Annotated in this window: 21 protein-coding genes; 10 read left to right on the plus strand and 11 right to left on the minus strand. The window is 59.9% G+C overall.

Going from position 1 to position 21806, the window contains the following annotated elements; genetic code table 11:
* Window positions 1-279 precede the first annotated feature (279 nt).
* Window positions 280-621 (minus strand): hypothetical protein, encoded by a 342-nt coding sequence (locus tag CXF97_RS26430; protein ID WP_101162316.1) that lies wholly within the window; start codon window positions 619-621, stop codon window positions 280-282.
* An 85-nt stretch (window positions 622-706) separates the two neighbouring features.
* On the minus strand, window positions 707-1348 hold the full coding sequence (locus CXF97_RS26435) for an ATPase (RefSeq protein WP_101162318.1): 642 nt from the start codon (window positions 1346-1348) through the stop codon (window positions 707-709).
* A gap of 167 nt (window positions 1349-1515) precedes the next feature.
* Here CXF97_RS26435 and CXF97_RS26440 point away from each other — a divergent pair, with 167 nt between their 5' ends.
* From CXF97_RS26440 to CXF97_RS26450, 3 genes are all read left to right on the plus strand, one after another.
* On the plus strand, window positions 1516-1764 hold the full coding sequence (locus CXF97_RS26440) for a hypothetical protein (RefSeq protein ID WP_101162320.1): 249 nt from the start codon (window positions 1516-1518) through the stop codon (window positions 1762-1764).
* A 105-nt stretch (window positions 1765-1869) separates the two neighbouring features.
* Window positions 1870-3027 (plus strand): GGDEF domain-containing protein, encoded by a 1158-nt coding sequence (locus tag CXF97_RS26445; protein ID WP_101162321.1) that lies wholly within the window; start codon window positions 1870-1872, stop codon window positions 3025-3027.
* 8 nt (window positions 3028-3035) lie between these two features.
* Complete coding sequence (locus CXF97_RS26450) at window positions 3036-3530, plus strand: PaaI family thioesterase (RefSeq protein ID WP_101162323.1); 495 nt, start codon at window positions 3036-3038, stop codon at window positions 3528-3530.
* Window positions 3531-3650: 120 nt separating this feature from the next.
* Here CXF97_RS26450 and CXF97_RS26455 read toward each other — a convergent pair whose 3' ends face one another.
* Window positions 3651-5855 carry an OsmC domain/YcaO domain-containing protein gene (locus tag CXF97_RS26455; protein WP_101162325.1) on the minus strand — a complete coding sequence of 735 codons (2205 nt, stop codon included), beginning with the start codon at window positions 5853-5855 and terminating at the stop codon, window positions 3651-3653.
* A 220-nt stretch (window positions 5856-6075) separates the two neighbouring features.
* Here CXF97_RS26455 and CXF97_RS26460 point away from each other — a divergent pair, with 220 nt between their 5' ends.
* On the plus strand, window positions 6076-8685 hold the full coding sequence (locus CXF97_RS26460; protein ID WP_101162327.1) for an EAL domain-containing protein: 2610 nt from the start codon (window positions 6076-6078) through the stop codon (window positions 8683-8685).
* 3 nt (window positions 8686-8688) lie between these two features.
* Here the strand turns inward: CXF97_RS26460 and cydB are convergent, their stop codons facing one another.
* The 7 genes from cydB to CXF97_RS26495 form a co-directional block, all read right to left on the minus strand.
* Window positions 8689-9690: a cytochrome d ubiquinol oxidase subunit II gene (gene cydB, locus CXF97_RS26465; protein ID WP_101162329.1), complete on the minus strand. Its 1002-nt coding sequence runs from the start codon at window positions 9688-9690 to the stop codon at window positions 8689-8691.
* 12 nt (window positions 9691-9702) lie between these two features.
* Window positions 9703-11076: a cytochrome ubiquinol oxidase subunit I gene (locus CXF97_RS26470; protein ID WP_101162331.1), complete on the minus strand. Its 1374-nt coding sequence runs from the start codon at window positions 11074-11076 to the stop codon at window positions 9703-9705.
* Between the two features lie 3 nt (window positions 11077-11079).
* The gene (locus tag CXF97_RS26475; RefSeq protein ID WP_101162333.1) at window positions 11080-11469 is read right to left on the minus strand and encodes a VOC family protein; all 390 of its coding nucleotides are present in this window, start codon (window positions 11467-11469) and stop codon (window positions 11080-11082) included.
* A gap of 23 nt (window positions 11470-11492) precedes the next feature.
* Window positions 11493-11708 carry a hypothetical protein gene (locus CXF97_RS26480; RefSeq protein WP_101162335.1) on the minus strand — a complete coding sequence of 72 codons (216 nt, stop codon included), beginning with the start codon at window positions 11706-11708 and terminating at the stop codon, window positions 11493-11495.
* Between the two features lie 277 nt (window positions 11709-11985).
* Complete coding sequence (locus CXF97_RS26485) at window positions 11986-13038, minus strand: AbrB family transcriptional regulator (RefSeq protein WP_101162337.1); 1053 nt, start codon at window positions 13036-13038, stop codon at window positions 11986-11988.
* Between the two features lie 102 nt (window positions 13039-13140).
* On the minus strand, window positions 13141-13455 hold the full coding sequence (locus CXF97_RS28115) for a hypothetical protein (RefSeq protein WP_157830932.1): 315 nt from the start codon (window positions 13453-13455) through the stop codon (window positions 13141-13143).
* Window positions 13442-14674, minus strand: coding sequence for an MFS transporter (locus tag CXF97_RS26495; protein WP_178081241.1), 1233 nt, complete (start codon window positions 14672-14674; stop codon window positions 13442-13444). The genes CXF97_RS28115 and CXF97_RS26495 overlap by 14 nt, the downstream gene beginning before the upstream one ends.
* 94 nt (window positions 14675-14768) lie before the next feature.
* On the opposite strand from CXF97_RS26495, the gene CXF97_RS26500 reads away from it, so the two are divergent.
* Entirely contained in the window at window positions 14769-15668 is a 900-nt protein-coding gene (locus CXF97_RS26500; protein WP_101162693.1) for a LysR family transcriptional regulator, read from the plus strand.
* A 42-nt stretch (window positions 15669-15710) separates the two neighbouring features.
* Here CXF97_RS26500 and ppk2 read toward each other — a convergent pair whose 3' ends face one another.
* The gene (gene ppk2, locus CXF97_RS26505; RefSeq protein WP_101162343.1) at window positions 15711-16526 is read right to left on the minus strand and encodes a polyphosphate kinase 2; all 816 of its coding nucleotides are present in this window, start codon (window positions 16524-16526) and stop codon (window positions 15711-15713) included.
* Window positions 16527-16715: 189 nt separating this feature from the next.
* Between ppk2 and CXF97_RS26510 the strand changes: the two genes are divergently transcribed.
* The 5 genes from CXF97_RS26510 (at window position 16716) to CXF97_RS26530 (ending at window position 21734) form a co-directional block, all read left to right on the plus strand.
* Entirely contained in the window at window positions 16716-18842 is a 2127-nt protein-coding gene (locus CXF97_RS26510) for a TonB-dependent receptor domain-containing protein (protein WP_101162345.1), read from the plus strand.
* An 85-nt stretch (window positions 18843-18927) separates the two neighbouring features.
* Complete coding sequence (locus CXF97_RS26515; RefSeq protein ID WP_101162347.1) at window positions 18928-19287, plus strand: hypothetical protein; 360 nt, start codon at window positions 18928-18930, stop codon at window positions 19285-19287.
* A 97-nt stretch (window positions 19288-19384) separates the two neighbouring features.
* Complete coding sequence (locus CXF97_RS26520; RefSeq protein WP_101162349.1) at window positions 19385-19846, plus strand: NUDIX hydrolase; 462 nt, start codon at window positions 19385-19387, stop codon at window positions 19844-19846.
* A gap of 35 nt (window positions 19847-19881) precedes the next feature.
* The gene (gene sseB / locus CXF97_RS26525; protein ID WP_101162361.1) at window positions 19882-20673 is read left to right on the plus strand and encodes an enhanced serine sensitivity protein SseB; all 792 of its coding nucleotides are present in this window, start codon (window positions 19882-19884) and stop codon (window positions 20671-20673) included.
* Between the two features lie 11 nt (window positions 20674-20684).
* Window positions 20685-21734, plus strand: coding sequence for an alpha/beta fold hydrolase (locus tag CXF97_RS26530; protein ID WP_101162694.1), 1050 nt, complete (start codon window positions 20685-20687; stop codon window positions 21732-21734).
* The last annotated feature ends 72 nt before the right edge of the window (window positions 21735-21806 follow it).

Below are 21806 nucleotides of genomic sequence, written 5' to 3' on the forward strand. Positions count from 1 at the left end.
TCCAGCGAGCGGGCCGAACGTCAGGGCGAAGACCTTTTGGTTCCTTTGGGCTGGGCCGGCATTCCGGCGTTTGCCAAAAGGGACTCGCCGTAAGGGCGAAACCGCCAGCCGCAACACCCAAAAAAACGGATATCCACCCAACCCCCCAGAGTATGGTCGGCCCAAAGGCCGCCAAGTCCAAAAAAAACCCCCACAACCGAAAACCAGTGTGGGGCGAAAAAATTGGTTGGTTGCGGCCAACCAAAGGAGCTCTGTCAAAAAACCATCCGGGCGCTCAGATCAAATGCACTCCTGAGCGGCCCGCTCAAAACTCGACGGCAACAAATTCGACGCCAGCAAATGCCGCTCATAAATGAACACCTTGCCGCCCTTCCCCGCCTTGTACGCCTCCAGCACGTTATCCGCCGCGACCTTGCTCGGCACCACAATCCGATAACTGCGCTGACTCTGCGAAACCGTCGGATTCAACGCACTGCCCTGCAGCTTCGGCACTACGCATTCGGCGAACTGCGCTGGTGTCTTGCTGGTCTGCAAAGTCAGGGTCGGATCGTTCGGCGCCGAAGCGCAACCGGCAAGCAACAGGGAAACAAAAGCCATGGCAGGCACGAATAAAGGACGCATCGGGGTAATCCTGAAAATAAAGGTTCGGTTCAACCGGCAACGGTTCGACTTCACGGCGCCGCCGTTGCCATTTACGTTTTAAGAGTCAGCTCGACGCCACCAGGGCCTTGAGCGACACATCGAATTGCTTCAGCGCATTGAGTTGCAGGTCACGCTGCTGATTGATCTGCGCGGCAATATGCGGCGCCGCCTGGTTATGCACCCAGACCGAAGGCAACTCTCGCTCGATCGCCCCCTCGGCCTTGCCGATGTACTGCAGATCGGCGTCGTAGAACCGTGCCGAAAAGCGCGCCTCGACCAGACTATTGCGCTGGGTCAGCAAGCGATTGAAGGTGTCGAGCTTGACTACCACGTCCGGGTGAGCCTGAAGCAGGTCATCCAGGTTGTCGTAAACGATGACCGAGACGAACTGCTGCTGCAGTGAACTCACCAGCCAGTCCAGCGCCAGTTGCGGGTCGGAGCTGCCGATAAAGGCGTCGCGGATTCGCGAATCCAGTGCGTCTTTTGCGCCGTTCAGCGCCATGTCGTGGTAGCGCTCCAGATATTGCAGGTTCTGCAAAGTGTTTTCGCTCAACAACACACCTACAGTCTGTGTGTGCTGCAGGGCTGAGGCGCTGGCGGCGATAGGTTGCAGGTGACACGACCGGGCGTCGTCCGCGTAAGCCGGTGCAACCATCACCCCGCCCATCAGCAGGGCGATCATTGCCAGTCGAGTCAGAGTTTTCATCGCGCAATTTCCTTGAGCTGCGTCTTCGATGGAGGCGATTTTCCGCCCAACGCCGACAAAGCAGAACTTGCGTTTCTTGATGGTCACTATTACTTCTAGCAATAGTTGCTTGACGAGCTGACTGATGCACACTCGACCTGCCTGGAAAATATGATGAGGGTCTCGCCTTGAGAACGTTTGATCTGATCCGTGATGCCGTGCTGCCCGAATATCGCGAGCGCGTGGCGGAATACCTGATCCAGTACGAAACCGTCCTGCTGGACAAAAACATTCGCGATGCGCAACTGGTTCGCGACACTGGCCAGCAGCTGCGCGGTTACCTGCGCGGGCTTAACACCACGCGAGTGCTGGGCATGGCCTATTGGGAGGAGCTCGATCGCCGCGTTGTAGACACTTGGCTGACCGTGCAAGAGTGACCGCTGCAACGCCAGTGGTCTGCCGGACAACGCGCCCCCTGCGAAAAACCTGACCAAACGCTTACAATCGCAGGCCTATTGCCATACAGACAGGCCTGCCCGGAAATGCCGCTCGACCCGCCAACGATGCTGACCATCACAATCGCCCTCGCAGCCGCTGCCGCGCTGTACCTGGCGGTCGAATGGCGCAGCATCCGTGAGCCTTCGCTCCTGTTCTGGAGCGCCGGTTTCGCCACCATCACCCTCGGTTCTACCCTCGCCTTGCTGCGCAGCAGCGGTTTTATGCTGCTGGGCATCTGGTTCGCCAACGGCCTGTTGGTGACCGCGCATTTCTTTTTCCTGCTGGGTGTGGCGCGCTTCACCCAGACCCGACTGTCGCCGGCGTGGTACCTGATTTTCGCGACGTGGCTGATCATGTTGCTCTTGCCGGAGGGGCCGTTGTGGTCGAAAGCCATGCTGGTGGCCAACTCGCTGCTGGTAGCCATTCCCACGCTGAAGGCCAGTTCGCTGCTGCGTCCGCACGGCAAGTCATTGAGCGTCGGCGCGGTGCAACTGCGCTATGTGCTGCTCGGCCACGGCCTCTTTTATGTGGCCAAGGCTTTGACCGTAGTGATCCCCGGTACGCTGATCGATCTGGCGGCGTTTCGCGGCGAGATCATTCAGATCTCACTGGTCGAAGGCGCGATGGCGATCATGTTGATTGCTCTGTCGATGACCGGCACCGAGCGATATCGCCGGGAAAAGCAGATCGCCCGCCTCGCCGAGCGCGATCCGCTCACCGCACTTTACAACCGCCGCGCCCTGGAAAAACGCACGCCACGCCTGTTGGCCGGTGTATCCGCGCAAAGACCGGGTGCGCTGCTGTTGATCGATATCGACAACTTCAAACTGGTCAACGATCAGTACGGGCACATCGCCGGCGACCGCTTGCTGATTGCCTTGAGCGAGATGATCCGCGCCCAGCTGCCGGCCAATGCGCTGACTGCGCGCTTGGGCGGCGATGAGTTTTTGATGCTGCTCAACAACGCGTCGGCCGAGGCTATTCTTGAACTGGGCAATGCCTTGCGCGAACAGTTTCTGGCCTTGGCGTCGCACACCTGTCCCACGTCCGCTGCGGTGACCTTGAGCATCGGCGCCACCCTGTTCGACAAACCACCAGCCAGTCTGGATGCGCTGATCGAACTTGGCGATGCCGCGCTCTACGAGTCCAAACGCGGCGGACGCAACCGCGTGCGCCTGTCCGGCCTCGCCACTCCAGGATGAATTCAACCATGTCCAGCCACGACACCCCGCTGCAAGATCTCGCCGCCCCCGAAGGCGTTTGTTACGGCTGCGGCGGGCGCAACCCGCACGGCCTGCACGTCAAAAGCCGCTGGGACGAAGACGGCAGCCATGTGGTCGCCGAACACTTGCCCGAAGCCCATTATTGCGGCTGGCCGGATCTGGTTTACGGCGGGCTGATCGCCATGCTGGTCGACTGTCACTCCAACTGGACCGCCATGGCCTGGCACTATCGCGCGCAAAACCGCGAAGCCGGCAGCCTGCCACGCATCGACTGCGTCACCGGCAATCTCGGGATCAAGTTCATCAAACCGACACCGATGGGCGTACCGCTGCTATTGCGCGCGCGGGTTGAAGGTGAAGTCGGGCGCAAGACCCGGGTGATTTGCGAGGTGTATGCGGGGGAGGTGCTGACGGCAGTGGGCGATTCGGTCTTTGTGCGGGTGGATACGGGGCAGTTGGCGGATGCAGCGCATTGCCGCTGAGCTTGGCTCGATCTGTAGGAGCTGCCGAAGGCTGCGATCTTTTGATCTTGCTTTGGTCAAAAAAAATCAAAGTCAAAAGATCGCAGCCTTCGGCAGCTCCTACATTTGGATCGCCTGCTCTCAACGCGACAAGGTTGTCGCATTCGCCCGCGCCGCATGCAGCTTTTTATAGCTCTCGATCAAGCGCAAATGCCGATCCAGCCCTTCCAGCTTCATGCTCGTCGGCGTCAAGCCGTAAAACCGCACACTGCCATTCACCGAACCGATCGCCGCGTCCATGCGCTCGTCGCCAAACATCCGGCGGAAGTTGGCTTCGTAATCCTCCAGCTCCAGGTCGTCATCCAGCTGCATCTCCAGCACCACATTCACAGCCTGATAAAACAAGCCGCGCTCAACGGTGTTGTCGTTGTACTGCAGGAACGCCTCAACCAGATCCTTGGCCTCGTCAAACTTCTGCAACGCGAGATAGATCAGCAAGCGCAGTTCCAGGATCGTCAGCTTGCCCCACGGCGTGTTGTCGTCGAACTCGATGCCGATCAGCGTGGTGATGTCGGTGTAGTCATCCTGTTCGCTGCGTTCCAGGCCCTGAACCAGGTTGCGCAGGCCGACCTTGCTGAGGTTGTGCAGGTTGAGGATGTCGGCGCGAAATTGCAGGGCTTTGTTGGTGTTGTCCCAGATCAGGTCTTCGATCGGGTAGATCTCCGAGTAGTCCGGCACGAGGATGCGGCACGCCTTGGCACCGATGTGCTCGTAGACCGCCATGTAGACTTCCTTGCCCATGTCTTCGAGGATGCCGAACAGGGTCGCGGCTTCTTCGCCGTTGGAGTTTTCACCTTCGCCGGAGAAGTCCCACTCGACGAATTCGAAGTCTGGTTTGGCGCTGAAGAAGCGCCATGACACCACGCCGCTGGAATCGATGAAGTGCTCGACGAAGTTGTTCGGCTCGGTCACCGCCTGCCCGGAGAACGTAGGCTGCGGCAAGTCGTTGAGGCCTTCAAAGCTGCGGCCCTGCAGCAGTTCGGTCAGGCTGCGTTCCAGCGCGACTTCCAGGCTCGGATGCGCGCCAAACGAGGCGAAAACGCCACCGGTGCGCGGGTTCATCAGGGTCACGCACATCACCGGGAATTCACCGCCCAGCGAGGCATCCTTGACCAGCACCGGGAAGCCCTGTTCTTCCAGGCCCTTGATGCCGGCGAGGATGCTCGGGTATTTCTCCAGCACCTGCTGGGGGACGTCCGGCAGGGCCATTTCGCCTTCGAGAATTTCGCGTTTGACCGCGCGCTCGAAGATTTCCGAAAGACACTGCACCTGCGCTTCGGCCAGCGTGTTGCCGGCGCTCATGCCGTTGCTCAGGTAGAGGTTTTCGATCAGGTTGGAGGGGAAGTACACCACTTGACCGTCCGATTGGCGCACGAACGGCAATGAGCAGATGCCGCGCTGGGTGTTGCCGGAATTGGTGTCGTACAGGTGCGAGCCGCGCAGCTCGCCGTCGCGGTTGTAAATGCCGAGGGTGTAGTCGTCGAGAATCTCGCCTGGCAATTCATCCTTCGGCCCCGGCTTGAACCACTGCTCATCCGGGTAATGCACGAATTCGGCGTTGGCGATTTCTTCGCCCCAGAACTGGTCGTTATAGAAGAAATTGCAATTGAGGCGCTCGATGAACTCGCCCAGCGCCGAAGCCAGCGCGCCTTCCTTGGTCGCGCCCTTGCCGTTGGTGAAGCACATCGGCGAATGCGCATCGCGGATATGCAGCGACCAGACGTTCGGCACGATGTTGCGCCACGAGGCGATCTCGATCTTCATGCCAAGGTCGGCAAGGATCTTCGACATGTTGGCGATGGTCTGTTCCAGCGGCAGGTCTTTGCCGGCGATGTAGGTGCCTGCCTGGGAATCGGACTGCGGCATCAACAAGGCCTGGGCATCGGCGTCGAGGTTGTCGACTTCTTCGATGATGAACTCGGGGCCCGTCTGGACCACTTTCTTGACGGTGCAGCGATCGATGGAGCGCAGGATGCCCTGGCGATCCTTGTCGGAAATATCGGCGGGCAATTCGACCTGGATCTTGAAGATCTGGTTGTAGCGGTTTTCCGGGTCGACGATGTTGTTCTGCGACAGGCGAATGTTCTCTGTCGGGATGTTGCGGGTGTCGCAGTACAGCTTGACGAAGTAAGCCGCGCACAAGGCCGACGACGCCAGGAAGTAGTCGAACGGCCCCGGTGCCGAGCCGTCGCCCTTGTAGCGGATGGGCTGATCGGCGATCACCGTGAAGTCGTCGAACTTGGCTTCAAGTCGAAGGTTGTCGAGAAAGTTGACCTTGATTTCCATGCGGGATTACCAGAATACGGCTAAACGAATGGCGGCCATTATCCGGTTTTTGTGCGCGAAGTCTCGCCCTTTCGGGATTCGCCGCTGACCGGCGCTGCTGGAAATCTCGCAAGATTCGCTACACTTTGAACAAATCCCGGCGATGCCAATAACATCAATCTGAACATTGTGCCCGCGCCATTGTTCTAGATTCAGAAGACACCGGATCAAGGACGAGCACATGGCCGTAACTCACGCTACGCCGCCAATCCCCACCCCACAACGCGCTGTGACCCGTCGTTTGGCAATCGCCGTGGGCGCGTTGTTCGTCGCCGGCGTGATTGCCGCCATCAGCACCTTGCTGGGCATCGCCAAGTCCCTCGATGCCAAAGACCTGGAACAGAACCAGTTCTATTCCGTGCGCGCCGTGGAAAACCGCATCACCACTTCGAAAAACTACATCACCAGCTACGCCTACTGGACGCGAGCCTATGAGGCCTTGAGCGGGCCGATCGACGTCAACTGGGCCTACACCGAGCAGAACATGGGCAAAACCATGTTCACTACCGACGGCTACGACGGCGTATTTGTCCTCGACCGCAATCGCACCAAGTACGCGGTGATTCGCGGGCAGATGGTCGAAACCGACGTCTCCACGGTGCTGCAAGCGCCCGCCCCGGCGCTGGTCGAGCAGGTGCTGAGCCAGCCTGATCTGACCAAGCCGGTCAGCAGCTATTCGCTGTTCGAAGGCTGGCCCGCGCTGATTACCGCTGCGGCGATCATTCCCAACGATGAACGACCGCTGGACGAACTGCGCAACACTTCCGTGCTGGTGTTCGTCGACAAGCTGACTCCGACCAAACTGCGCAAGATCGGCGCCGGTTATGGCCTGACGAACCTGACCCTGGTCCCGGACGACACCATTGAAAAAGGCCATCCAAGCGTGCCGCTCGACAGCACCGGGTACAGCCTGGTCGCCGACCTGCAACGGCCCGGTCAGCAATTGTTGTGGACGCTGGTGCCACCGCTCGGCGCGACGTTTCTGGTGCTGATGTTGCTGACCGCGTACTTCTTCCGCCACGCCTTGCGCTCGTCGCAATACGTCGACAACAGCATTGAAGCGATGCAGGCCTCGAATCAGGCGCTCGAAGCGGCCAATCATGCGCTCGAAGCCAGTGAAGAACGCTTTCGCGCCGTGGCCGAAGCAGCGTCGGACTGGATCTGGGAAGTGGATGGTCAGCTGTCGCTAACCTACCTGTCAGCGCGTTTCAGCGAAGTCACCGGCTATCCGCAGGCCTTTTGGCTTGGGCAGAACATCGGGGAGTTGCTGACCTGCGATACCACGCCGCTGGCGTTGTGGCTGCGCAAACTGAGCGATGAAAACAGTGCCGGCGACTTACGCTGCACCTACCGTGACGAGTCCGGGCAGCCGCGTCATTGTCGTCTCTCTGCGCGGCCGATTTTCGACAAGAACAGCGTCGGCGGATATCGGGGCACCGCCAGCGACATCACTGACGAAGTTGCCGCCCATGCGCAGATCCAGCATCTGTCGATGCATGACGCCCTGACCGGTCTGCCCAACCGCAACAAGCTGGCGCGTTATCTGGATGAAGTTCTGCTTTTGAAGGAACACGCACCGCCGCTGTCGCTGCTGATGATCGATCTGGACAACTTCAAACCGATCAACGACTCCCTCGGCCATCCAGCCGGTGACGCGGTGCTCCAGGAAGTCGCCACGCGTCTGCGCGAATGCACCCGCGAGCACGACATCGTTGCGCGCCTGGGCGGTGACGAGTTCGTGGTGGTGCTCAACGGGATGGACAGCCATCACGAGATCGACAAATTCTGCACACGCTTGATCGGCAGCCTCCATCAACCGATCAATTACGAGCACCATCCCTTGCATATCGGCGCCAGTATCGGCATCGCCCTCAGCCGTCGTCACGGCTTCGTCGCCAGCGATCTGATCCGCTATGCCGACATTGCGTTGTATCAGGCCAAGTCCGACGGCAAAAATACGTGGTGCTACTTTGAAGCGCACATGAGCGACCAGATCCAGACGCGCCGGCAGATGGAAGATGACTTGCGCCACGCGCTCAAGCACAACGAATTCGTCCTGCACTATCAGCCGCGCTACAAGGTCGACGGCAAGCACATCGTTTCAGTCGAAGCGCTGGTGCGCTGGCAGCATCCGACCCAAGGATTGCTCGGGCCGGACGTGTTCATTCCGCTCGCCGAGCAGACCGATCTGATCGTGCCGCTGGGCCGCTGGGTATTGCGCGAAGCCTGCGAAACCGCGCTGGACTGGCCGCCTGACATTCTGCTGTCGGTCAACCTGTCGCCTGCACAATTTGCTTTGAGCGATGTGGTCGAGGATGTTCGCCAAGTACTGGTCGATACGCGTTTCCCGGCCAGCCGTCTGGAGCTGGAGATCACCGAAAACGTGATGCTCAACGACACCGACGGCGCGCTGACCACCATGAACCAGCTCAAAGAACTCGGCGTACGCCTGAACATGGATGACTTCGGCACCGGCTATTCGTCGCTTGGATACCTGCGTGCTTATCCATTCGACGGGATCAAGATCGACAAGCGCTTTATTGCCTCGATCAGCAGCGGCACCAATGACCGTGCCGTGGTGCAGGCGATCATCGGTCTGGGCAAAGCCATGGGTTTAACGGTGACTGCCGAAGGCGTCGAGACCGAGGAACAACTGGCGATTCTCGGCAAGGACCAATGCAATGAGGTGCAGGGCTACTTCATGAGCCGGCCGATCGACAAGGCGGCTTTTGCTGACTTGTTGCGGGCTTCGAGGCTGTCGCCGATGGGCAAAAAAGGTCGGGTGACATGAAGTTCAGCCGTTGACCGCAACGCGCACCTTGCCGCTGAACACGCGAAAGCCGAAGGTGTTGTAAGCCAGAGTGATCGGTATGAGCACGGCGAAGCCGACCAGCATGAAGATCTGACTGTTCGGGCTGGAAGCGGCTGCGCTCAAGGTCAGATCCGGCGGAATGATGAAGGGATAGAGCGCGGCCAGCATCACCGCGAAGGCCAGCACGAAAACGCCCAAGGCGGCGAACAGCGGGATGAAGTCAAAGCGGCTGCGAAAGCCTTTGGTGAACATCATCGATAAAGCGCCGAGGATCAATCCTGCTGGCAACCACAGGCGAATATCGGCAAGCCGCCGAGCGTATTGCGGCTGCAACGTAGCCGTCCATGCGATCAACACCAGCAATAACACCGTGACAACCACGGCCAAGAGGCGGGCCTGGCGTGCCGAGTGCCGCTGCAGTTCATCCAGGGTGCGCCAGTACAACCAGCAAGTCCCCAGCCACAGGTACCCCAACACCAGCACCAGGCCACAGAAAACCGGGAACGGATTCAACCAATCGAGGCCATCGCCAATGTACTGACCGCCCTGATGCGCAACGCCTTGCACCAGCGTGCCGAGCACCATGCCCTGAACAACACCGGTCAGCAACGAAGCCAGCGCCAGCACGCCGTCGACGATTCTTTTGCATTGTCCGTTCGCTGCGTAGTCGCGAAACTCCAACGCCATGGCCCGCGCAATCAATGCGAGGAACATCACGATAAAAGGCACATACAGCGCCGGCAGCAAGATCGCATAAGCCAACGGAAACAGCGCCAGCAGCCCACCGCCGCCGAGCACCAGCCAGGTTTCGTTGGCATCCCACACCGGCAGAATCGTCACCGCCATCGCCCTGCGCTGCTGGCTGCAGCCGGTCAGGCCCATGAGCATGCCGACGCCCAGATCGGTGCCGTCGAGCAATACGTAATTCATCACCGAAAACGCCAGTGCGGCGGCGCACAACAGCGTCAGCCAGTCCGTGTCCATGTCTGTGATTCCTCAGTGCCCGGTTTCGTCGGCAAGCGTGGGCTGCGGCCCCGGTTGGTCCTGCTGCGGCGGCTCACGCAACAGGCGCAGCAGCACCCACAGGCCGATGCCGAAGATCAGCAGATAGAACAACAGAATCAGCCACGTCGAGGCGATGACTTGAGCCCTGGACACCGACGACAGACTGTCCGCCGTGCGCATCAGTCCGTAGACCGTAAACGGCTGCCGTCCCACTTCGGTGACCACCCAGCCGCTGAGCATCGCGACAAATCCGGCCGGCGCCAGCAGCACGCAAGCGCCCAGCCACCCGCGCGCCGTGAACAGGCGATTGCGCCGACGCAGGAAGAGGCTGACCACGCCCTGCCCCAGCATCAGCAGCCCCAGCCCGACCATCAGCCGGAACGCGAAAAATACCGGTGCCACTGGCGGGATGTCTTCAGGCGGGAATTCATCAAGCGCGGCGATGGTGCTGGTCAGGTCATGCTGCAAATACAGCGAACCGACCCGGGGAATGGCGACTTCCCAATGATTGCGCCGCTCTTGCCTATCCGGCCAGGCGAACAGCCGCAGTGGCTCCCCGGCCCCTTGCGCGGGGCGCGTCCATGAAGCTTCGATTGCCGCCACCTTCTGCGGCTGGGCCTGCAGGGTGTGTCGGCCATGCAGATCGCCGACGACAATCTGCACCGGCATCAGCACCGCAATCACCCACAGCGCCATGGAAAATTGCAGGCGAGCGCGCGGGTTTTCCGAAGCCTTGCGCAACTGCCAGGCGCTGATCCCGGCAACCAGCGTCGCACTGCCGATAAACACGGCAAGCAGCATGTGCGCCAGACGATAGGGAAACGAGGGGTTGAAGATGATTGCCCACCAATCCTCGGCCAGATAACGTCCATCCGCGCCAATCGAATAACCGGCGGGGGTTTGCATCCATGAGTTGGCGGACAGTATCCAGAACGCGCTGATGACTGAGCCCACCGCCACCGCGCAAGTGGCGAAAAAGTGCAGACGGGGGCCGACCTTCTTCAGGCCGAACAACATGATGCCGAGAAACCCCGCTTCGATGAAAAACGCCGCCATCACTTCATAGAACATCAGCGGCCCGAGGACATCGCCGGCCTGCACCGACAACCGCGACCAGTTAAGGCCAAACTGATACTCCAGAATCAATCCCGACGCCGTGCCCACCGCGACGTTGAGCGCAAACACCTTGAGCCAGTAGCGATAAACGTCCAGATAAACCTGGCGCCCGCTCTTCAACCACAACGCCTCCAGCACCATGAGAAAATTCGCCAGACCGATGCTGAAAGCCGCCAGCACGATGTGGAAGCTGATCGTGATCGCGAACTGGGCGCGGGCCGCCATCAGGGCCGAATCGACAGGCTCCATCCATCAGCCGCTGTAGAACACAGCAAGCTTGTTGCCTTCGGGATCGCGAAGATAGGCCACATAAAAGTCCGGCGTGTAGGCCTCGCGGGTGCCCGGCGGGCCTTCATCGCTGCCGCCAGCGTCGAGCCCGGCCTTGTGCACTTGGTCGACCTTTTGCCGGGAGTCGGCGCGAAACGCCGGCATCATGCCGTTGCCCGGCGTTGCCGGCTCGCCATTGAACGGTTGCGAAATGTGCACACTGCCGGGGCCGTTGGACTTGTCGATGCAATTGGGCAGGTAAAAACAATAGTGTTCTTCGCGATCATGCCGGTAGCCGAGCGGCGTCAGGATCGCTTGGTAAAAAGCCGCCGAACGCTCGACATCGTTGGCGCCGATAAACAGATAACTGAGCATGGCATGTCCTCCAATGGCAGTTGTCAGCCGTGCGTCTCTTCTTCGTTATGGGTAAACACGTTACCGGCGTCGCGCACCAACTGGCGCCACTCAGCGCCAGTGATCAGGCCCTGCTCCTCCATCTCGTCGGCAGCCTTGAGCAGGTCGTCATATTGCTGCTCCGGATCCACAACAGCCTCGGTCTGCTCCGCCATCCTGCGCCATGCCGCCAGTGATGCCTTTTTTTGCTGATCGAACATACGGGTATTTCCTGAGGGACTTACCCGGTAGAAAAATCAGTGCGACAGAGGTTCAGAGCAGACGACGGATGGAGTCATCTAGTGGCCCGGCGACTCGACTCAAGCAATTGCCGTCGCCGGCAACGCGCGGTCCACGCAGATGCCGCCCATTGGATGAGGGGTCGCCACACCACTGCCGATCAGCGACGTCAGCAAAGTCGAATCAAGCCGGTGTGCATCGCGGGCGAAACCCGTGGCATCGAGATCAAATCCTTGTTTATTCGAAGGGTGGCAGCGATTACGGCTCGGTCTGAGGTTGTGGCAAAGGCGCGGGCTGTTCCTGGAACAGGCGCTTGGGCAGGAACACCGGGGAAATATGGATGATCGACATCCTCACGACGTGGTTGAGCATCACGAACGCCGGGTCCAGCTTGAGCAGCAACGCGGCTGCGGTCATGACCTCGACGCCGCCCGGCACCCAGGACATGAACAGGGTCAGAAACGGCTTGCCAGTCAATTTGCTCATCACAAACGCGACCAGCAACGTGGTGCAGAACGTCAGTGCCGTGACCACCAGGCCGGCACGGATATAACGCACGACATCCTTGAAGGTGATGTCCTTGAGTCGAATGCCGATCAGCCCGCCCAGCAGGATCAGCGCAACCACTGCAAACGGATCGGGCACATGCAGATCGGCCTCCGGGAAGCCAACATTTACGGCTGCGGTGCACAGCAGGCCAGTCAGCATGTACGGCGCCGGCACGTCGAATCGCTCCAGCAGGTAGCCGGCCAGCACCGCTGCAATGGCCGGCGGTACCACGCTCAGCCAGTTATCCAGCGTGCCCAGCGTCGGTGCAATGCTGTCGGAATGACCGCCGGCAATGAGGGTGACCACAGCCAGCAGTGCGAGCAGGCGCACAATGTGCACAAAAGCGATGCGCCCTGAGGCCGGTCCCTGCTCGCCCGATACCGTCATCACGGCTGCCATCGCGCCGGGAATCGAGCCCAGCAGACTTTCGATGTGCCCCCACTTCTCCATGCGGCGCAGCCAGTTATAGCCGACGAAGATCTGCGTGGTCATGCAAATCAACAGGCCGAGCAAAATGCTGAAGTCAGTCAACTCACGCATCATTGCCCCGGTGACAATTGAGCCGACACTGATCCCCAGCAGCAGTTGCACGGTGGCCACGAAGGGATACGGCATGCGCATGCGCACCCCCAGTTTGCTCAGCGCGGTCACTGCGCAGATGGCGCCGATCAGGTCGCCGAGCGCAAACCCGGTGAGGTAACCGAGCCAGGCGCCAAGGGCGGCCACCGGAATCGGAATAAGGCTTTCAATCAGCTTGTTCATGGCGATCCACTTTTTTCAAGGCATGACCATCCCGTCCAGCGACGGCAGTCAGCGCTGTTTGATGTCATCCGGACACGGGGGTGAGCGCTAGTGCGCATTACTTCAGCCTTGCGCTGGAGGTACTCGATGAAGATGTCCTGCGCAGCGGACTGCACGACCGCTACGCCCATCGCCTCGACAAACCCATCGACGGCGGGTTTTCGACCAACTGCCGAAGAAGGTGCGCAGGGAGGCGGCGCTATGATGGCGCGCAGTCAGCGTCTTGAAAGAACGCTCGATGTCGACCAGCTCTGCCACTTGACTGCGAAACGCCTCGACCAATGCGTGCTGCAGAACACCGGCAGGCATGTCGTCGAGCACGGGCTCTATCACGGACAATAAAGCGCTTTGCAGCGGCAGCAGGTTACTCACGGTCATCTGACATTTTCCTTGTTGGATGATGAATCAAGCGCTTTGACGCAGAAGCGCCGGGCATGACCGGCAGTGCGGGAACCTTCCAGCCGCGACGAATCGCCAGCAGCGGGAGAATCTGGAACACCATGATCAGGGCGACGCACGCCGGCCAGCCGCCCAGCTCCCATAGCGTGCCCGGCACGAACGCACCGAAACTGCCGCCCAGGTAGTAACTGGTCAGGTACAGGCCCACGGCCCCGGCCTTGTCGACTCGGGCATGGGCAGTGATAAATGCATTGGCAGCGGCTTGGGCGAGGAACACGCCGGTAGAACTGAGCGCCAGCCCGGCGATGGTCAGCCACAGCGAAGAAGTCAGTGTCAGCAGTGAGCCGGCGATTCCAAGGCATGCGGCGGCGGTGATCAACTCGCTACGCGGCCGGGCCTTGCCCAGGCGTCCGGCGATCGGTACCACCACCAGCGCCAGCAGGAACACCGAATAGATCGCCCCCAATGCGCCGGTGCTCAGGGAAAACGGCGCGCGACTCAGGTGCAGGCCAACGTAGGTAAAGGTGGCAATTTGCGCAAAAAGCACGCAAAAGCCCACGGCATAGGCGGCCAGCAAGGGCTTGCTGAAACGTTCGGCACGCCCGCCAGGGCGGTACGCCGGTGGCAGAACAGAGGTGCGTGAATTGGGCGGCAGAAACCAGGCAATGGCCAGACCGAGGATCAGGCCCAGACCCGCCAGCAGCGCCAGAGCGAGGCGCCAATCAGCAAATTCGGTGACCCACCCGGTAAGAAATCGTCCGCAGAATCCGCCGAGCACGGTGCCGGCAACGTAGACGCTGGTCGCTTCGGTCACCGCGCCGTCTCTCCAACGCACACCGATGTAGGCAATGCTGGTGGCAAACACCAGCGGTATCAACAGCCCCTGAACCGCTCGCCACAGCAGAAACTCAGCGAAGCTGCCTGACCAGGCTGTCAGCAGCGCAGGCAGCGCCAGCAGGATCGCCGCCACGGCAATTACCCGGTGCTGCTCGGCCCGCGCGGTGAGCCGGCCAACGAACAAGGCCGCCACCGCCACCGCCAGCGTGGTGACGGTGATGCTCCAGCTGGCCTGTCGGGCGGAAACATCGAACGCTGTGGCCAGCTCATTAAGCAGCCCCTGCGTCGCATACAGGTTGATAAACGCCGCGCATCCCGCCAGAAACAAGGCGATCCGCGGACAAAACATGCGGAGGCTCACAAGAAATGCTCGTAATATTTTCAAACACTTTTATAAGATGGACAGGTTTCAGGATCCAATACCGATTTCCGACCGATTGATACCAGGGATGAACATGATCGATCTGCGCCGTCTGCGTTACTTTCTCGTCGTGAGCGACGAATTGCATTTCGGCCGCGCTGCGATGCGTCTGCATATCGCCCAGCCGCCGCTGACCCGGCAGATTTCGGCGCTGGAAACGGAATTGGGTTTTCGCTTGTTCGACCGCAGCACGCGCAGCGTCACGCTGACCTCGGAGGGCCGACATTTTCTGCCCTACGCAAGGGCCGTGCTGGAGCAAGTCGACCTGACAGCGGCCATTACCAGCAAACTGGCGGCCGGCTCGGCTGGGCATCTGGCTGTCGGCTATGCCAGTTCGATCGCCCTTTCGGACGTTTTCAGCCAGACCATCCAGACCTTTTGCTCGTCGTATCCCGACGTGCAACTGACCGTGGAAGAAGGCGCTTCAAGCATGCAATGCGCGCAGATCGTTGAAGGACGCCTGGACATCGGCATGAGCCGAATGCGACCGGCCGACGCGAACCCGGACATTCAAGTCATTTGCCTGGATAACGAACCATTGATGGCGGCCGTTCCCAGTGACAGCGCCCTCGCTGGGCAAAGCCACGTGACGCTCACCGAATTGAGTGCATTTCCACTGATCGCATTCCCGAGCGACTACGGCTCAGCCCTGAACGACATCATCGCCGCGCTGTACCGGCGCAACGACCTGACGCCACGCCCCGGGCCGAGCGGCAAGCAGATAACCTCTATCATTGCGCTGGTTGCCGCTGGCCAGGGCGTTGCGGTTGTGCCGCAATGCACACAAGCCCTGGTCAAGCACGGCGTGACCTATCGGCCCCTCGCAGAACCCAGTGCCACGGCGCCTTTATTGGTTTTAACGCGCAAACGCGAGCGCAGCCCGCTGGTGAAGGCCTTTGTGGAGGTGATCGAACAGTCCCTGCGGACCCGGTGAACAATCACTGCGCGGCAACAAGGTGAGGTCTGGAACGCTTCGTCAGAATTTTTCTGCAACGCGCTTGTACGGATAATCCGGCTCCCGGTACTTGCCCGGTTTCTGCCGCTTCGGCAATTGGACCTTATCGCGCTTCACCTCTTCATAAGGGATGCGACTCAGCAGATCAGTAATGATGTTCAGGCGTGCGCGACGTTTGTCATTTGAGTCAGCAACCATCCACGGCGCTCGATCGGTATCGGTGTATTTGAACATCTCGTCCCGCGCCCGTGAGTAGTCGTACCAGCGGCTGTAGGATTTGAGATCCATCGGCGTCAGTTTCCATATCTTGCGTCCGTCATTGATGCGCGCTTCGAGCCGGCGGGTCTGTTCCTCTGGACTGACTTCGAGCCAGTACTTGAGCAGGATTACTCCCGAATCGACGATGGCGTTTTCCACCCACGGAATCGACTTGAGAAATTTGTCGGCCTGTTCCTCCGTGCAAAAACCCATGACACGCTCGACACCGGCGCGGTTGTACCAACTGCGGTCGAAGATCACCACTTCGCCGCCTGCCGGCAGATGCGGCAGGTAACGCTGCACATGCATCTGGCTCTTTTCGCGATCGGTCGGCGCCGGTAATGCCACCACGCGGAACACCCGTGGGCTGACGCGCTCAGTGATCGCCTTGATCACCCCACCCTTCCCCGCACCGTCGCGGCCTTCGAACACAATACAAACCTTGACACCTTTGGCGATGACCCACTCCTGCAGCTTGACCAGTTCAATATGGAGTTTGCGCAGTTGCGCAAGATAGTCCTTGTTTTTCAAGCTCGGGCGTTCGAGGGCCTTTGCAGGTTTCTTGTAGTTTTTCGCCATGAATACGTCCTCGCGCTTCAACAGCCCGGTGAAATTGTTTATTGACCCGAAGGGCCTGAGCCGTGAGGTTAGCCCACGCCCGGCTGTTTGCCATCGTGGGGCAAAAAAGCCGGGCCGCCATGTGTTTCCTGCGTTTGTTCCGACGTCGCACTGTTCATTGCCCGATCCCCTGTTTGCTGGAGTTTTTCGATGCCGTCGCCCAAATCATTGCCCACAGCCCTGCTCGGTCTGGCCCTGGCCTGCCCGGCGATGGCCGAGACCCAAGATCTGGAACTGGGGCAAGTGCTGATTTCGGCGGAACAGCGCAGTGGCACCGATGCAACGGTCGAAGAGGCCAGGGCACGCCTTGAACAGGTGCCGGGGGGTACCAACGTGGTCGACATGCGCCAGCCGTTGCAGGGCCGCGTTGCCAGCAATCAGGATGTGCTGGCCTATCAACCGGGGGTGTATGCGCAGTCGGCAGGCAACGAAGGTGTGAAGATTTCCATCCGTGGTTCAGGCATCAACCGCGCACCGGGCGCCCATGCATCCGGGTTGTATACGATGCTCGACGGCCTGCCGCTGACCGGTCCCGGCGGCACACCGTATGAATTGCTCGAGCCGCTGTGGGTCGACCATGTCGAAGTCCTGCGGGGTGCCAACGGTTTTGATCGCGGCTCGCTGGCGCTGGGTGGCGCTGTCGATTACGTCAGCCACACCGGTTACACCGCGCCGAAGCTGCAAGTGCGCTACGCCACCGGTAGCCATGGCTATCAGCAGCGCCAGATCAGCTCCGGGCAAGTGCTGGGGGATTTCGATTACTACGTGTCCATGACCGATGCCAACGCCGACGGCTATCAGGATCACACTGCCAGCGAGAGCAAAGGCCTGATCGCCAACTTCGGCTATCGCTTCAACCCGAACCTGGAGACTCGCTTCTACTTTCGCTACCGGGAAACCGACAACGACCTCGCCGGCCGCGTGACCAAACATTCCATCGAACACAGGCCTCGGGCAGCCAACCCGGCGTATGTCACCCGCGATGACAGCCGCAAACAACCCGGTAGTACCTTCATCGGCAACAAGACCACCTTCTACCTCGACGACGACTCGAGCATTCAGACCGGCCTTGTCTACCACGACTACCCGATGGATTTGCGCGAAGGCCCGAACCGGCTGAAAGTCGCTTACACCGATGTCAGCGGCACCTTCGACTACAAGCGTCGCGACACCCTGTTCGGCATGGAAAGCCGCAGCAATGCCGGCCTGCGCGTGACCAAGCATCTGCCCAACGATGGCGCCAGCGAGTTCGTGCGCATCCCGAGTGTCAATACCGCCAACCATGCGCCCGGCACACGGATGCGCAACTTCACTTATCAGGGCTCGGATACCGTGCTGCATTTCGGTAACGACCTGGAAATCGCTGACGACCTCTGGCTGACTACCGGCCTTGCCGCCATCTACACCCGCCGCGAAAGCGCCGTGACCTATCCGCAAGGCGGCGGCAAAACCAGCCTCAACGACTGGGACTACGCACCACGGATCGGCCTGCGCTACCAGATCACCACGGACGTGCAAGTGTTCGGCAATCTCAGCCGCTCCGTCGAAGCGCCGCATCCGTGGTCACTGATCTACAGCTCCAACGTACGCTTCCCTGCCGGCAACGGTGCTGCGACCGGCACCCAGCGCGACCCGATCGAACTGCAAAACCAGACTGCGACGACCCTGGAACTCGGCGGCCGTGGCGACAGCAACCTGGGCGAATGGAGTCTGGCGTGGTATTACGCGCAAGTTCGTCACGAACTGCTCTCGGTGCTGCCGGATGCCAGCGCCGTCACGCCCTACGAACTCAACGCCAGCCCGACCGTACACCAAGGGATCGAGGCCAGCCTCAACAGCAAACTCTGGACCGCCGCCGACGGCCGCCAGCTGAGCTTGCGCCAGGCCTACACTTTCAGCGACTTTCACTACCGCGACGATGAGCGCTTCGGCGACAACCGCCTGCCGGGCCTGCCGATGCATTATTACCAGGGCGAACTGCGTTACGACTGGCCGCAGGGTTTCTTCGCCGCCGTGAACACGCAACTGGTCTCCAAAACTGCAGTGGACTACGCCAACAGCTACTACGCCGACCCGTACGCGCTGTTCGGCGCAACGCTGGGCTACAACGCCCCGAAGGGTGACTGGCAAGGCTGGGTGGACATGCGCAACCTGACCGGCAAGCGTTATGCGGCAACGGTCACGCCGGGGTATGACGACAAAGGTCTGGATGCTGCGCGGTCGACTCCGGGTGAAGGGATGGGGGTTTATGTTGGGGTTTCGTGGAGTTTGTTGTGAGGCCTGTTGGCTGTAGACGGACAACTCCAGCCAATCTGCACTACGCTGGCTAGCGATATGAGACAGCTTGCGGAAGGTTCGCTCAATGACAGTCTGCTGCCCTGATTGTGGGTTCACCACCGATAACCTTCCGCCCACGCATAAATGCCCTGAGTGCGGAGAGTTTTCCCACGATTGGTTGATTTACGACTGGGAAGAATTTGTTGCGATCAAACGTCGGCACATCAAGTACAACGTCGCGATTCTTGGGGCATTGCTGATCAATGTGCTTCTGGCCCTCGCGCTTCAGTCCAGCAATGCTTTCCAGTGGTTTCTGACGCTATTGGCGATACCGGCGATCATCAGCTGGCTTCGTTGTAGCAGACAATTGCGGGCGAGGTCAGCGTATAAAGGCCACGAAGCTGGAGTGGTTTTTCCGTGGTTTAGCGGGTTGGGTGGTCTTTAATGGCTGTGCAATAAGGAGCTCTTGCCAGCCCGACGTCCTCTTGCAATACGAATCCGAAACGCAACAAGCAGTGGCAAGCCCTTCAAGGAAGATGTAGATGCGCGAACGCAACGCAGCACGATTACTGGTCATAAGTCCTTCGCAAGAAGTTCTGCTTTTCAGATTCATCCATGAAAACGGCGCCTTGGCCGGCAGAAATTACTGGGCAACCCCAGGAGGCGGCCTTGAAAGCGGCGAAACGTTCCATGACGCTGCGATACGTGAGCTGCTTGAGGAAACCGGCATAAAGGCCAGTGCCGTTGAGGGGCCTGTAGCACACCGGGATTTTCCCATGCTATTACCCAGCGGCGAGACTGTACTCGCAGTCGAACAATATTTCGTCGTGCACGCACCCAGCGAACGGCTTTCCAGAACCGGCTGGACTCTGCAAGAAACCGAGGTCATGGTCGATCATCGTTGGTGGTCCGCTGAATTACTACGTGGCACCGATGATCAGATATGGCCCGAGAGGCTGGATGAAATGCTGGTGAATGAAGGCATCTTCGAACCGGCCAGGTAATCATCGTTTTCCATAGAAAATAACGGATTAGTCTCATGGATACTTCCCAAGAAAACCCATTGGAAACATCACTCCGGCTGGCCGCGGACGAACCCGCGCATCGCCCTGAGTTCTATCGAACCCTCCTGGACTCGACCGTCTACATCCTCGGCACCGCCGGTGCGGCGCAAGGCCATGTCAATCTCGAAGCCGGCAGCAACATCAGCATCGCCCATTGGCAGAAGCCCGATGGCACGCCGGTCATTCCGTTCTTCTCCTCGCTGCAAACGCTGCAACAATCCATCGACAGCGAGCAGAGCTATGTAGAGATACCGGCCCGATCATTGTTCGAAATCACGCTGGGCGCGCTGCTCTTTCTGAATCCGAAGTCGCCGTACGGCAAGGAATTCCTTCCGGAGGAAGTGCAACGCCTGCTCTCAGGCGAAATCGGCCGGCCCGCCACGCAGCGCACCGTTGAAAAAGAAACCAACGTCTTGCTTGGACAGCCTTCGGACTACCCATCGACGATGGTCCATTCGCTCTCGCAACTGCTGGCCAAACACTCCAATGTGAAACGCGCGTTCCTGGCGCTGATGCACGACGCCTCGGTTGATGAAAAACCGCACCTGATCGTCGGCATCGAAGCGGATGGCGATATCGAACAGGTCATGCGCGAAGCCGGCAATGTCGCTGGAGACACAGCCCCTGATGGCGGGCCGGTTGATTTTTGCCGCGTGCTGACGGGACAAGCCGGGCTGAGTGATTACTTCCTCAGGGAGACCAAACCGTTCTACGAACGCAAGTCACCGGGCAAGCTGCGTTCGTTCTTCGGGTTTGGTAGAGCGTGATGATCAATCCATTGAAAGCCGCACTGACGGCCTCGCTTGTCATCGTCCTTTCCACCAGCGCACTGGCTGACATCAGCGCCATCGGTTTCCAGACCACCACCCTGCCCGACCCGCAACACAATCGTCCGCTGGAAATGGCCGTCTGGTACCCAGGCACGACGACAACCACCGCCCAATTGATCGCCGATGACGCAGTCTTTGTTGGTGTCTCAGCCGTTCGTGATGCGCCACCCGTTGCGAGTGAGCATCCATTGGTCGTGCTATCCCACGGTTACCGAGGCAACTGGAGTAATCAGGCCTGGCTGGCGAGTGCGCTGGCCCATCAGGGTTATATCGTCGCAGCCGTCAACCATCCCGGCACCACCACTCATGACCGTAGCGCGCAGGCGGCGGCACAGTTGTGGCAGCGCCCCGTCGACCTGAGCCGCGCCATTGACTCAGTCACCTCCCAACCGGATAAATTCGGCGCCGTCGACAAGGGTCGCATTGCGGTGGTCGGCCACTCCCTCGGCGGCTGGACTGCGCTGGAAATCGCCGGATCACGGTTCGATCCGGACCTGTTTGCGGGCGATTGCAAAATCCATCCGCAGCTCTCCAGTTGCAAGGTCTATCAACAGATGAATCCGGTAAACACACCGGAATCGAAGACTGCACTGGCTGGTGACCTGCGCGACAAGCGCGTCACCGCTGTGATTTCGCTGGACTTGGGCCTCTCGCGCGGCATGACCAGCCAAAGCCTGGAGACATTGCCGGTGCCAACGCTGGTTATCGCCGCTGGTGCGCCGTCACAGGATCTGCCGGCAGCACTGGAGTCAGCTGATCTGGCCAAGCGCCTGCCTCAGGCATCGACCGGATATATCGAAATCGCCGACGCCAGTCATTTCACTTTCATGTCACCGTGCAAACCGGCTGCGGAGGCTTTGCTCGAAGAAGACAGTCCGGGTGACGGCATCATTTGTCGCGATGGTGACAATGCGCGGCCACGTGCGGTGATACAGCAACAGGTAACTGCGCTGATCAGCGAATTTCTGACGAAAACTGCAAGTAATCCCGCCCATTGATCCAGATCGCATTCGGCAATGACCTTGGAATCGGCAAACACGCCCTCATAACAAGGCATATCCCCATCGTCT

The organism is Pseudomonas sp. Choline-02u-1, from assembly GCF_002836515.1.
Taxonomy (GTDB): Bacteria; Pseudomonadota; Gammaproteobacteria; order Pseudomonadales; family Pseudomonadaceae; genus Aquipseudomonas.

Excerpts from the sequence above, each read along its gene's own strand:
- CXF97_RS26480 (WP_101162335.1), bottom strand. The coding sequence starts at position 11,708 with ATGTTCGATCAGCAAAAAAAGGCATCACTGGCGGCATGGCGCAGGATG.
- CXF97_RS28115 (WP_157830932.1), bottom strand. The coding sequence starts at position 13,455 with ATGACCGTGAGTAACCTGCTGCCGCTGCAAAGCGCTTTATTGTCCGTG.
- CXF97_RS26510 (WP_101162345.1), top strand. The coding sequence starts at position 16,716 with ATGCCGTCGCCCAAATCATTGCCCACAGCCCTGCTCGGTCTGGCCCTG.
- ppk2 (WP_101162343.1), bottom strand. The coding sequence starts at position 16,526 with ATGGCGAAAAACTACAAGAAACCTGCAAAGGCCCTCGAACGCCCGAGC.
- CXF97_RS26455 (WP_101162325.1), bottom strand. The coding sequence starts at position 5,855 with ATGGAAATCAAGGTCAACTTTCTCGACAACCTTCGACTTGAAGCCAAG.
- CXF97_RS26460 (WP_101162327.1), top strand. The coding sequence starts at position 6,076 with ATGGCCGTAACTCACGCTACGCCGCCAATCCCCACCCCACAACGCGCT.
- CXF97_RS26450 (WP_101162323.1), top strand. The coding sequence starts at position 3,036 with ATGTCCAGCCACGACACCCCGCTGCAAGATCTCGCCGCCCCCGAAGGC.
- cydB (WP_101162329.1), bottom strand. The coding sequence starts at position 9,690 with ATGGACACGGACTGGCTGACGCTGTTGTGCGCCGCCGCACTGGCGTTT.
- CXF97_RS26520 (WP_101162349.1), top strand. The coding sequence starts at position 19,385 with ATGCGCGAACGCAACGCAGCACGATTACTGGTCATAAGTCCTTCGCAA.
- CXF97_RS26435 (WP_101162318.1), bottom strand. The coding sequence starts at position 1,348 with ATGAAAACTCTGACTCGACTGGCAATGATCGCCCTGCTGATGGGCGGG.
- CXF97_RS26500 (WP_101162693.1), top strand. The coding sequence starts at position 14,769 with ATGATCGATCTGCGCCGTCTGCGTTACTTTCTCGTCGTGAGCGACGAA.
- CXF97_RS26445 (WP_101162321.1), top strand. The coding sequence starts at position 1,870 with ATGCCGCTCGACCCGCCAACGATGCTGACCATCACAATCGCCCTCGCA.
- CXF97_RS26475 (WP_101162333.1), bottom strand. The coding sequence starts at position 11,469 with ATGCTCAGTTATCTGTTTATCGGCGCCAACGATGTCGAGCGTTCGGCG.
- CXF97_RS26515 (WP_101162347.1), top strand. The coding sequence starts at position 18,928 with ATGACAGTCTGCTGCCCTGATTGTGGGTTCACCACCGATAACCTTCCG.
- CXF97_RS26470 (WP_101162331.1), bottom strand. The coding sequence starts at position 11,076 with ATGGAGCCTGTCGATTCGGCCCTGATGGCGGCCCGCGCCCAGTTCGCG.
- CXF97_RS26485 (WP_101162337.1), bottom strand. The coding sequence starts at position 13,038 with ATGAACAAGCTGATTGAAAGCCTTATTCCGATTCCGGTGGCCGCCCTT.
- sseB (WP_101162361.1), top strand. The coding sequence starts at position 19,882 with ATGGATACTTCCCAAGAAAACCCATTGGAAACATCACTCCGGCTGGCC.
- CXF97_RS26430 (WP_101162316.1), bottom strand. The coding sequence starts at position 621 with ATGCGTCCTTTATTCGTGCCTGCCATGGCTTTTGTTTCCCTGTTGCTT.